We start from the raw sequence: 12,095 nt of genomic DNA on the forward strand, positions 1-12,095 counted from the left end.
CGACGTCCCGCGCGGCCGAACCGCACAAACCGGTCGCCGCGCGCGCTTGCGCCCGGCCCGCGGCGGCGCGGCGACGACGCCGCCGGCTCCGTTCGTACGCCGCGCGCGCGCGTCCATCCGAAACCCCGGCCCGGCCTGTCCAACGCGGCGCCGCAATGCGTTCGACTTGGATGCGCGCGATCCGGCGCCCGCGCCGCTTCGCCGCCGGAGCAGCGACCGCGCTGCCCGACCATCGCCACACGCACACAGGAGCATCCATGAAGAAGTCATTGACGACCGTGTTGCCCGCATCCCTCGCCACCCTCGTACTGGGCCTGGCCCTGGCCGGCGCCGCCGTCGCCGCGCCGCCGGGCGGCATCGGCACCCAGCCGCAGCCGCCGCAGCCCTTCGGCACCTGGCAGGCGAAGGTGAAGTACCTGTCTCCGCACACCGCGCCCGACGGCCGCCGCCTGACCTGGAAGTACGCCGACATCGTCGCCTCGACCCAGGAGTACTGCGACGCGCAGTTGCAGAGCTGGATGTCCGGCGGCAACACCAGCGTCGTCGAGTACTGCCACTTCGTAACGGCCGGCGGTTGATCGCGCCGGCGATGTTTTCGCCGAGGCGAGCCGATAGCCGATAAGCGCTGATCCGCGCGCGTTGCAGGCGAGCCCGCAACGGCGTATCCGCATCGGCATCGGCGCGGGAAACCGGCCGTCGCGACGGCCGGTTTCCTGGTCCGGCGCGGTCAGACCGCCAATGCGCTGTCGTAGGTCTCCGCCGCGTGCGCGGCCGCGCCGAGCAGACCCGAGCACGCATGCACCACCGCCAGCGCCGGCACTTCGGCCATCGCCGGCGCGAACCGGCCCTTGGCCTCGAACGCGGCGCGAAAGCTGTCGCGCTGCAGCGCGCCCAGCAGCTTGGGCACGACGCCGCCGGCGAGGAACACCCCGTCCCAGGCGCCGAGGGTCAGCACCAGGTCGCCGGCCATCGAGCCGAACGCGGCGCAGAACAGCTCCACCGCGCGCGCGCAGCGCGCGTCGCCGGCCGCGGCCTGGGCGTTGATCTGCGCCGGCGACCACGCCTGCGCGGCGACGCCTTCGATCTCGCACACCGCCGCATACAGGTTCGCCAGTCCCGGCCCGGACACCAGCCGCTCGCACGAAACCCGGCCGAAGCGCCGCATCAGGCATTCCAGCACCTGCATGTCGCGCGGCCGCGACGGCGCGAAACCGGCGTGGCCGCCTTCGGTCTCCAGCGCGAAGCAGCGGCCGTTGCGCACCAGCAGGCCGCCCACGCCCAGGCCGGTGCCGGGGCCGATCACCGCATAGGTCTGCGCTGCGCCCATGTCGAAGCCGGGCCAGCCGACCGCGCCGACCGCGACCACGTCGTCCGCGCCCAGGCGCGAGATCGCCATGGCCTGCGCGGCGAAGTCGTTGATCAGCGCGACCCGCGGCGTGCCCAGCGCCGAGCCGATCTCCGGCGCACGGATCTGCCAAGGATGGTTGGTGATGCGCGCTTCCTCGCGGCGCACCCGCCCGGCCACCGCGAACACCGCCGCGTCGGCGCGTTCGCCGAGTTCGTCGAGGAAATGGCGCGCGGCGTCGGCGGCGCTGGCGAAGCCGGCGGCCGGGTACTCGCGCACGCTGTCGCGCAGCAGCCGTTCGCCGCGCGCCAGTTCGGCCATCGCGAAACGCGCGTTGGTGCCGCCGATGTCGCTGACCAGCACCCGCATCAGCGCTGCTTCGCCGACGTGGGCGCGGGCACGGGCGCGAACCGCAGCGCCAACACATCCGGCGCGCCCGACACCGCCTCGAGCACCAGCGTATTGCGCCCGCGCAGCAGCGTCGCCGGCTGCGGCCGGTCCGCCGCGGTCGGCGCGAGGGGCTCGCCGTTGAGGCGGACGCGGATCTCGCCGGCGCCGCCGCGCCAGCTCAGCCGATAGGTTCCGGCGGCGTCGGCCTGGACGCTGTACTTGAGCCATTCGCCCGGCTGCAGCGCCGCCACCCGCAACTGCGCGCCCTCTCCGGCCAGGGCGACGCCGTCGTTGCGATAACGCTGCGACGGGTTCCAGCCGGTGTTGGGCTCGCCGCTCTCGTTGGCCGGTTTGCGCGAGAAATACGCCACGCCGTTGCGGCCCAGGTCGAAGTCGACCGCCGCCAGTTCGCCGCCGTCGCGGCCGATGCGGTGCGGCTTGAACGGCAGGCTGCGGTCGTCGCGCGGCGCGCGCAGCCAGGCGTCGACCACGTCGGCGCGGCGCGCGTTGTGCTCCAGCCGCACGTCGCGCCCGGCCAGGCCCAGCAAGGCCGCGCGCGCCTGTTCGCGGCTCGGGCGCGGGCCCTGGCCCTCCCAGTACGCCAACACCTGCGCATAGCCGGGATTGGCGATCACCTGCAGCGGATTGTTGTAGCGCAGCTTCTTCACCGGCCAGTTGGCCCAGCCGATGCCCTCGCCCTCCAGCGTTTCCACGGTACGGGCGAACCAGTCGTTGGAGTTCTCGCCGGTCTCGCCCAGCCACAGCGGCAGGTTCCAGCGCTCGCGCAGGTCCAGGTGCTCGCGGATGCTGTCGCGGCCGGTGCCGTTCCAGTACTTGTGGAAGCTCAGCACCAGGTTGTCGTCCCACAGCCCGGCGTCGAGCACGCCGCGGTAGTTGTTGCCCCAGCAATTGCCTTCGATGAAGACGATATGGCGCGCGTCGACCTCGCGGATCGCCGCGGTCGTGCGCACCAGCAGCTCGCGCAGCGGCGCGTTGCCGGTCTCCTTGCAGCCGTTGCGGTCGCCGGCGTCGGCGAAGCCCCAGTTGGGCTCGTTGATGATGTCGTAGCCGGCGACCGCGGGCTCGTCGCGGTAGCGCTGCGCCAGCTTGCGCCACAGCGCGACCAGCTTGTCGCGGTTGCCGGCATCGTCCCACAGCGAAGGCTGCGCCGGGTCGCGGTCGGAGATGTTGAGATCGTTGCCCTGCCCGCCCGGCGCCGCGTGCAGGTCGAGGATCACGTACATCCCGTTGGCCTTGGCCCAGGCGATCAGATCGTCGGTGCGGCGGAAACCGTCCTCCAGCCAGGTGTGCTCGCCGCGCACCGGTTCTTGCGCCAGCGGCAGCGTGTACAACGCGTAGTGCATCGGCAGCCGCACCGAGTTGAAGCCCCAGGCCGCGAGCGCGTCGATGTCGTCCTTGGCGACGTAGTTGTCCAGCCACGCGCGATAGAACGCCCGGGTGTCGTCCTCGCCGATCAGGTCGGCGACGCGGGCGCGGATCGCATGCTGGGTACCGGGGCCGGTGAGGCCGAGCATGTAGCCTTCCTGCAGCATCCAGCCGCCGAGGCCGACGCCGCGCAGGATCACCGTGCGCCCGCGTTCGTCGACGATCCGTTTGCCGTCGGCGCGCAGGAAGCCTTCGGCCTGGCCCGGCCGCGGCGCCAGCGCCAGCGCGGCTGCCAGCGCGGCCAGGCCCGCGGCCGCGAGCGTGCGCCGGCCACGGCGGCCGGCAGCGGATTCGAGCGTGTCGCGCATGGCGATCCTCAACGGTTCAGGCCTTGCAGCAGGCGCGCGCGCAGCTCTCTCGCGCGCGCTTCGTCCAACGGCGCGAGCGCGCCGCGCATGGCTTCGGGAATGTGCGCCGAGGTTTGCGCGTCGGCGTCGAAGACGTAATGGCGGAACGTCTCGCGCCAGATCTCGCGCTGCGCCGGCGGCAGGTCGCGCACGCTCAGGATCGCGTGCAGCAACGCGTTCATCGGCGTGTCCATCCAGCGCGGCGACTGCCGCCACCAGTAGTTGACCAGCACGTTGAAACTGTCCAGCGCCTGCATGTGGTGCCACCACATGCTCGGGATCAGCACCGCGTCGCCGGGTCCGAGTTCGGCGCTGCGCGCGTGGCGCATGGCTTCGGCGAAGGCCGGATAGCGTTCGTGGTCGGGCGCGGCGAAGTCCACCAGGCTGACCGCCTGCCCGGCCGGGGTGCGGTCGAGCGGGCCGATGTAGAGATTGCGCAACTGCTCCGGCGGCAACAGCGTCACCCGCCGGCGCCCGGCGACCACGCAGGCGATGTTGTCGGGCACGTCCTGGTGCGCGGGGATGCGGGTGCGGTTGCCGATCCAGATGCTGGCCAGCGGTTGCAGCGCGCCGAACCCCAGGTCGTTGCGCTCGCGCAGGCCCGGCAGCCAGGTGTCGATCGTGGTCGAACCGACGTAGATCGTCGGCGGCGCCGGGTCGGCGGCATGGTGCAGCAAGGCGTCCAGCACCGCCGCCAGCGGCGCCTTCTGCTGGGCGAAGCCGAAGCCGAGCAGGTCCGGCCGATAGCCGATGCTGCCGTCGGCCTGCGGCGGCGCCACGCTGACGGTGACCGGCGCGTCGCTGGCGAACCGCTTGAGATAGTCGGCGCCGGCCTGCGCCGATGCGCCGGCCTGCGTCAGCGGCCAGTGCGCGGCCAGGCCGCGCAGCACATACGGCCGGGTCGGCTGCAGCAGTTCCTGCGGCAGCGCCGCCGCATCGATGCCGTGCAGTTCCTCGATTGCGTCAACGGCCGGCGGCATGGCGGCGGCTCAGGCGTTCGATCAGCTCGCGCAGGCGCGACAGCGAGGCCAGCGCCATGTACGCCGCCTGCAGGTAGCCGGCCTGCGACAGCGCCTGCAGCGCGGCGCCGTCGAGCGCGCCGAGCCTGCGCTCGTCGATGGTGTGGAATCCGCTCAGGCGGTGCTGGCTGCGCTCGTCCAGGCGGATGTCCAGGGCGAAGGGTTCCAGCAGTTCGTGGCGCCGCAGCGCGGCGATGAAACCGGCGTCCGCGCCCAGGCCGTCGTGCAGCGCGCGCAGCAACGAGGCGACGTGCTGCAGGAACGCGCTGCTGCCGCCGTGTTCGAGGAACAGCGCCTCGCCCTGCTCGCCGCCGCGGATCACGCGCGGATGGTCGAGGTCGATATGCACCATCGGTTCCTCGTCGGCGATGCCGATCAGGAACGGCAGCCGCTCGATCGCCATCGGCCGGTAATGCGCGTCCCAGCGCTCGCCGTCCGCCGCCCCGGCCGCCGGCTCCAGGAACAGGTTCTCGTGCGGCCGCAGGCCCAGCAGCGCGACCGAGCGGAATCCGCCGTCGGCGGTCTTCTGGAACACGATCGGATAGTGCGCCTGCAATTCGCGGAACTCGCCGAAGAAGGTCGGCGCCAGCATTTCGCCATCGCCGTAGCGGGCGCCGCGCGCGGCGAGCACGCGCAGGTCGTGGTGCTCGAGGTTGTTGAGCAGTACGGTTCGGGACATCGCGGTTTCCGTGGTCGGTACGGACGCAGGCGGCGCGGCGGGCGCGGCCTGCGGCCGGGTTCCGGCAGGCCCGCGCGCGCCCTGCGCCGCGGCGCAGGACGCACGGGCGCCGCGGTCAGAACTTGTAGCGCACCCCGAACATGTAGCGCGGCCCGTACTGGTCGAACGAGTACAGCTGGCGCTTGTTGCGGCCGCGCGTGCGCATGGTCTCGTCGGTCACGTTGATGCCTTCCAGGGTCAGCACCAGGTTGTCGGACACCGCGTAGCTGACGTTCATGTCCAGCTGCCCGTACGCCTCGACGTAGATCGGGTTGGCGCCCTTGCCGTCGCCCAGGTCGGTCAGGAACTGGTCGCGCCAGTTGTAGGCCGCGCGCGCCTGCCACGGCCCCTTTTCGTAGAACGCCACCAGGTTGGCCGAATCGCTGAGCCCGGTCATCGCGAACTGGGTGCCCAGGCTGCCGTTCCTGTAGGTCAGGCCCGAGTCGACGATGGTGTAGTTGGCCGAGAGGCCGAAGCCGGACTGGCCGAACACGTGCTGGACGTTGAACTCCCAGCCGTCGAGCGTATCGGCGCGGTTGTTGACCGGCTGGGTGACGTTGAACGCCAGCACCGGATCGCCGGGCAGGCCGCTGATGCTGCCGGTGGCGAAGCCGTTGGAGTCCACCCCGGTCTTCACCACGCCGGGCTGGCCGTTGTAGGTGTTGAGGATGTAGTTGCGGATGCATGGCCGGTCGGTGCTGGCGCAGCCGCCGGCGGCGAGGGCCTGGTTCCAGTAGTTGCCGCCGGACGGGGTGTGCAGGTCCGGGTACGGCGTCTGCCGGCTGACCTGGTCGGCGATGAAGTTGTCGATCTTCTTGCGGAAGTAGCCGACCGACAGATAGCTCGATTCGCCGTAATACCACTCATAGGACAGGTCGAAGTTGCGCGACTCCAGCGGCTTGAGCGCCGGATTGCCCGCGCTGCCGCCGCCGCCGTCGAAGCGCGCCTGGCCGCCGACGCTCAGCGCCGGGTTGAGCTTGCCCCAGTTCGGCCGGCCGATCGACTCGCCGTAGCTGGCGCGCAGCTTCATGCTGTCGTTGAGGTCGATGGCCACGTCCAGGCTCGGCAGCCAATACTTGTAGTCGCCGTCGAGCTCGCGGAACTGCGAGCCGGCGTAGCGGATGACGAACTCGTTGGCGGCGATCCAGTCGATGCCGACCGGCGCCGGCTGCAGCGCCGAGGCCTTGACCTTGGTGCGCTCGTAGCGCACGCCGCCGGCCACGTGCACCGGCAGCTTCCAGTCGAAGGTGTTGCTCCACTGCACGTAGAAGCTGCGCGACTCCTCGCGCACGCGGCTGTCGCCGACCGTGCGGTTGGCGGCGCTGCCGGGCACCGGCGCGCCGGTGTAGTCGAACGAGGCGCGGTAGTCGTCGCGCACGCCCTTGCCGCTGGCGACCCAGGCGTCCTCGGCCAACTGGCGCACGCGGTCGAAGTCGAACACGAAGAACGCATCGGTGAAGCGCGGATCGTTGGCGCCGCCGACGCCGCGGAAGTAGTCGCCCATGTGCGCGAGCTGCCAGACCGAATCGGGATAGTCGTTCGGGCTGGTGGCGCCGCCCCAGGTGTCGAGCTGGACGTGGGTGAAGGCCGAGCGGTTCTTGTAGTCGGTCGAGCCGACGCCGAAGTTGAGCTTGGAGTAGTCCTGGAACTGGTATTCGCCGCTGGCCTGGAACTGCTCGATCTGCGCGCGCTCGCGCTCGTTGCGGAACACCGAGCCGGTCACCAGCATCTGCGCCGGGTCGATCGCGCTCATGCCGTTGGGCAGGTGCAGGGTCAGCACCGGGAAGTCGCGGCTGAAGTCGATGGTGTTGCCGGCGCGGAAGAAGCCGGCGCTGGCCAGGGTGTTGCTGGAGCCGTAGGGGCTGTCGGGCGAGGAATCGGCGGTGGAGCGGTGGTAGTCGAAGTTGAGCTTGAAGTCGTCGCTCACCCGCCAGTCGACGTTGAGGCCGACCGACTTGTTCTCGCGCTTGATCGCGCTCTTGCCGGCGCCGTTGGCGAAGTCGGACAGGCCGTTGTAGCGCTCGTCGTAGACCAGCGGCGATGAGCCCGATCCCTTCGTCCACGAACTCACGCCCGGGGTGAAGTTGAGCCACACCGACATGTCGTGGCGCATCTGCTCGATCTTGTTCTGCGAATAGGTGTAGTCGAGCGTGGTGGTGAGGTTGTCGGTCGGCGCCCACTGCAGGGTCAGCTGGCCGTTGATGCGCTCGCGTTTGACCGAGTTGACGCTGTAGCCCAGGCTCTGCGGCATCGAATAGACGTCGTTCGGGCCGGGCCGGTCGGTGATGTTCCCCGAGCCCGGCTGGCCCGGCAGCGGCAGCGCCGAGCCCGAGCCTTCGCCGCTGGCCAGCGGAGTGTCGATGAACGGCCGCCAGCCGTTGCCGGAAGCGACGAACGCCGAGGCCGAGCCGGATTCGCGCTTGAGGTAGTTGGCGCTCAGGCCGATGCCGAAGCGGCCGTCGGCCGAGGTCGCGCTGAAGATGCCCGAGGCGTCGGGCGTGACCGAATCCCCCTTCAGATCGCCCGGCAGGTCGTCGTCGGAGGTGTCCCAGATGCCCTTGACGCCGACGTTGGCGTGCAGCCCGGGATTGTCGAGCGGACGCGCGGTCTTGATGTTGATCGTCGCGCCGATGCCGCCGGCGGGCGTGCTGGCGCGGCTGGTCTTGTAGACCTCGACCGCGGAGATCGATTCGGCGGCCAGGTCGCTGAACTCGAACGCGCGGCTGCCGGTCGAGGTCGGCATCTGCCGGCCGTTGAGCAGGACCATGTTGAAGTCGGGGCCGACGCCGCGCACGGTCACGCGCGAGCCTTCGCCGGCGTTGCGGTCGATCGACACGCCGCTGATGCGCTGCAGCGCCTCGGCCAGGTTGGTGTCGGGGAACTTGCCGATGTCCTCGGCGACGATGCCGTCGACGATGCCCTCGGCGTCGCGCTTGAGGTTCATCGACGAGGTCAGGCTGCCCTTGATGCCGGTGACCACGACGGTGTCCAGCGTGCGCGCGTCGGCGGCGGCGCCGGGGCGGCTTTGCGCGGCCGCGGCGGCGGGCGCTTGCGCCTGGCCGTCGCCCCCGTCCGCGGGCGCGGCGCTCTGCGCGTAGACCGGCTGGCCCAGCGCCAGCAGCATTGCGGACGTCAATACCGAGCGCCGCGAGGCGCTACGCGTTTGCTTCATCGAAATTCCTCCCCAGGATCTCTCACGATGCGTAGGCGGGCGGGTCTGCCCGCCCCTGGACTGCTGGGGGGCGATTTGGCACGCGCATGACAGCGCTGTCAATTACCGGGACAAAACTGGAATCGCAGTCATGGAAAAAGCGTTTTCCCGGCCGTTTTTATTGTCGCGTCGCAACATGGAACGCGCGGCGGCGCGTGGCCGCGGGAGCCGGACGCGACCGCCGCGAGCCGGCGTATACGGTTGGCGGACGCGCCGGCGGCCTGCGGCGGGCGAGCGCGAACGGGCCGGAAAACCTCGAACGAGGCGCCGCGAGGGTCGGCACGCGCATGCGCCTGGATCGGCATCGCGGCCCGCAGTCGCGACACGACAAAGACCGCTGCGCCGCCCGCGCCGCCCCGGCGGCCGCGACGGCGCTGCCGATCCCGCGGCGGCCGATGCGTCGGCTCAGCGATCCGCCGGGTGCGCGCGCTGCGACAAGGCCTCGCATACCGTCATCTGCCCGTGCAGGCCGTAGCGCAGGTCGGAGGAAATCAAATACTGCGCATGCCGGCCGTCGCCGATCACGCTCATCTCTTCGTCTTCGTCGCGCCCGGCGATCACGTCGCGGCCGCCCTGGCCGGCATCGGGCGAGACGCTGAACCCCTTGCTGCGCAGCCACTGCTGCAACAGCTCGACGGTGCGGGTGGGCGTCGGTTCGGAATAGATCAGCATCGCGTCGCGATAGCGATCCTCGGCCGCGCCGGGGATCGCCGCCTGGCTCGCGTCCAGGGCATGGTTCAACCGCTCCAGGTAACCGCCGGGGCCGTTCCAGGTGTCCGGCCCCGGCGGCAGGCCCTGGCCGTCGGTGCAGCCGGAAAACACGTGCGCCAGCCCGATGTGGCCGCTGCTCCAGCTCAGCGCCACGCCGACGCAGCCGCTGAGCCCGCGGGTGGCCAGGCAAGCCTCCACCGGCTCGGCCAACGGCGGCTGCACCGGCCACTCTTCGCGCTTGCGCCGTCCGTCGACGACGATCCACTCGTCCAGTCCCACCATGATCCACATGCACATGCGCCGGTCCTCCGCGATCGGGGTCTGTCGGCAAGGAACGCCGGCGGCGCGCGGGCGTGAAGCCGCGGCGGTTGCGCGCGTCCGCTGCGCGCACGGCGCAGGCACGCCACAACGCTCCGATCCGCTGCCTGCGCGACGCAGCGCGCGATCGCATCGGTACGCAACGCGCTGCGCCGGCGGCCGCGCGCGCGCGGGCCGGTATTTGCGTCGGCATTGCGGCTACCGCGCATCGACGCCGACGCGCTATCGTCGTTCGCTCCACCGCACCGCCCACGACGACATGACCACGCACCGACTCCGCCGCCCCCGTCTGGCCTCGCTGTACGCGGCGCTGGCGGCGTGCATGCCGGCCGCCGCGGCCGCGGCGCCGGCCGAGCCGCCGACCCAGCTCGACAGCGTGCGCGTGTTCGGCGAACCGCGGGCGCTGTCGGGATTTCCGGGTTCGGCCGCCATCGTCGCCGGCGACGCGCTGCGCGACGGCCAGCGCCAGGTGAGCCTGGCCGAATCGTTGGTGCGGGTGCCGGGCGTAAGCGTGCTGGACCGGCAGAACTACGCCCAGGACCTGCAGATCCAGAGCCGCGGCTATGGCGCGCGCTCGACCTTCGGCATCCGCGGCATCAGGCTGGTCGTCGACGGCATCCCCGCCACGGCGTTGGACGGACAAGGCCAGGCGTCTTCGTTTCCGATCGGCTCGCTGGAGCGGATCGAAGTGCTGCGCGGTCCGTTGGCGTTGCAGTACGGAAACGCCGCCGGCGGCGCGATCCTGGCCGAAACCGCGCTGGACGGCGACGATGGCGCGCAAGCCTCGGCCTGGGTCGGCAGCCACGCCAGCCACCGCGCCGAGGCCGGCCTGGCCGGCGGCGACGGCGACTGGCGCTGGCGCGCGCAGGCCAGCCATTTCGTTAGCGGCGGCGAGCGGACGCACAGCGCCGCCGAACGCACCCAACTCAACGCCGTCGCGCGCTGGACGCCGGATCGGGACCACAGCCTGCGGCTGGTGCTCGCCGCGCTGGACCAGCCCTACACCGACGATCCGCTCGGCCTGGACCGCGAACGGCTGCGCCGCACGCCGCGCGGCACCGACCCGGCCGCGCTCGCCTTCGATACCCGCAAGCGCATCGGCAACCTGCAGGCCGGCGCGCGCTGGGAGGCGGCGTACGCGCCGGACCGTTCGTACTGGATCGGCGCATACGCCATCCAGCGCGACATCGTCCAGTTCCTCGCCGTCCCCGTCGCCGCGCAGCGCGCGCCCACCAGCGCCGGCGGCGTGGTCGACGTCGGCCGCGCCAGCACCGGGATCGACCTGGGCCATCGCTGGCGCGGCGCTTCGGGCTCGCTGCTGCTGGGCCTGGAACTGGGCCGGCTCGACGAAGCGCGCAAGGGCTACGAGAACTTCGCCGGCATCGGCGCCGCGCAGCGCCTGGGCGTGCGCGGCCGCCTGCGCCGCGACGAAGACAACCGGGTGCGCAGCATCGAGGCGTACGCGGTCGCCGACCGCAGCCTGGGCGAACGCTGGAAGACGCTGGCCGCGCTGCGCCATGCGCGCACCCGGTTCTCCTCCGACGATCGTTACCAAGCCGCGGGCAACGGCGACGACGGCGGCCGCCTGGATTACCGCAACACCACGTTCTCGCTCGGCCTCGCCCGCGCCTTCGCCAACGGCGAACTGTTCGCCAGCCTCGGCAACGGCTTCGAGACGCCGACGGTGACCGAACTGGCCTACGGCCCCGACAATCGCTCCGGCTTCAATCGCGACCTGCGCGCCGCGCGCTACGCCAGCGCCGAGATCGGCCTGCGCTGGCGTCCGCGCTGGGGCCGCTTCAGCGCGACGGCGTACCGCATCGACGGCCGCGAGGAGATCGTGCCGGCGACCAGCAGCGGCGGACGCGCCAGCTTCACCAACGCCGGAGACACCCGCCGCAGCGGCCTGGAACTCGGCGTCGACGGGCGCTGGGGTCCGCACTGGAGCTATCTGGCTTCGTTCAACTGGACCCGCGCGCGCTTCGCCAGCCCGTTCTCCTACAACACCGCCGCCGGCCCGCGCAGCATCGCCTCGGGCAACCGGGTGCCGGGCGTCGCGCGCGCCAACGGCTACGCCGAACTCGCCTGGGACAGCGCGCACGCGCGGTTCGGCGCCGCGCTGGAACTGCGCGCCAACAGCGCCGTCGCGGTCGACGATCTCAACAGCGAACGCGCGCCGGGCTACGCCCAACTCGCGCTGCGCCTGCAATGGCGCGGGCCGCGCGGCTGGCGCGGGTTCGCGCGCGCCGACAATCTGTTCGACCGCGACTATGTCGGCTCGGTGATCGTCAACGAAAGCAACGCGCGCTTCTACGAGCCGGGCGCGGGACGCGGCTTCACCATCGGCGTGGAACGGCGGCAGTAGCGCGGCGACGCGCGGCGTACGCCGACGGGGAACGCACTTCGCGGCCGCCGGCTTCGATCCCTGCGCGGCGACCGAAGCATCGCGCCAGGAAAAATCGCGCGCGTGCCGGAGCGAAGCCAAGGCCGCCGCGACGTCAACAATCCGCCACGCTCGGCCAATTCGCGCGAAAAGCCGGACAAACCTTGCGCGAATTCCGATGCCACGCAAGCCGCGGACGAATCGGCC

General features: G+C 71.6%; 8 protein-coding genes. 2 read left to right on the forward strand and 6 right to left on the reverse strand.

The genetic code is table 11. The features are described 5' to 3' along the window. Positions 1-257 precede the first annotated feature (257 nt). Entirely contained in the window at positions 258-578 is a 321-nt protein-coding gene (locus tag BLV01_RS04835; protein WP_091794465.1) for a hypothetical protein, read from the forward strand. Between the two features lie 149 nt (positions 579-727). Here the strand turns inward: BLV01_RS04835 and glk are convergent, their stop codons facing one another. The 6 genes from glk to BLV01_RS04865 form a co-directional block, all read right to left on the reverse strand. Next, entirely contained in the window at positions 728-1,714 is a 987-nt protein-coding gene (glk, locus tag BLV01_RS04840) for a glucokinase (RefSeq protein WP_091794467.1), read from the reverse strand. Then, positions 1,714-3,489, reverse strand: coding sequence for a cellulase family glycosylhydrolase (locus tag BLV01_RS04845; RefSeq protein ID WP_091794469.1), 1,776 nt, complete (start codon positions 3,487-3,489; stop codon positions 1,714-1,716). Before BLV01_RS04845 ends, glk begins: the two co-directional genes overlap by 1 nt. An 8-nt stretch (positions 3,490-3,497) precedes the next feature. Beyond that, positions 3,498-4,508 (reverse strand): cupin-like domain-containing protein, encoded by a 1,011-nt coding sequence (locus BLV01_RS04850; RefSeq protein WP_091794471.1) that lies wholly within the window; start codon positions 4,506-4,508, stop codon positions 3,498-3,500. Then, a complete protein-coding gene (locus tag BLV01_RS04855) occupies positions 4,492-5,226 on the reverse strand; it encodes a SapC family protein (protein WP_091794473.1) in 735 nt (244 codons plus the stop codon). The genes BLV01_RS04850 and BLV01_RS04855 overlap by 17 nt, the downstream gene beginning before the upstream one ends. A gap of 115 nt (positions 5,227-5,341) precedes the next feature. After that, on the reverse strand, positions 5,342-8,437 hold the full coding sequence (locus tag BLV01_RS04860) for a TonB-dependent receptor (protein WP_091794474.1): 3,096 nt from the start codon (positions 8,435-8,437) through the stop codon (positions 5,342-5,344). Positions 8,438-8,881: 444 nt separating this feature from the next. Beyond that, the gene (locus BLV01_RS04865; protein ID WP_139178472.1) at positions 8,882-9,484 is read right to left on the reverse strand and encodes a hypothetical protein; all 603 of its coding nucleotides are present in this window, start codon (positions 9,482-9,484) and stop codon (positions 8,882-8,884) included. A gap of 280 nt (positions 9,485-9,764) precedes the next feature. On the opposite strand from BLV01_RS04865, the gene BLV01_RS04870 reads away from it, so the two are divergent. Further along, positions 9,765-11,870 carry a TonB-dependent receptor family protein gene (locus tag BLV01_RS04870; protein ID WP_139178474.1) on the forward strand — a complete coding sequence of 702 codons (2,106 nt, stop codon included), beginning with the start codon at positions 9,765-9,767 and terminating at the stop codon, positions 11,868-11,870. The last annotated feature ends 225 nt before the right edge of the window (positions 11,871-12,095 follow it).

The organism is Lysobacter sp. yr284 (assembly GCF_900107375.1).
Taxonomy (GTDB): domain Bacteria; phylum Pseudomonadota; class Gammaproteobacteria; order Xanthomonadales; family Xanthomonadaceae; genus Lysobacter.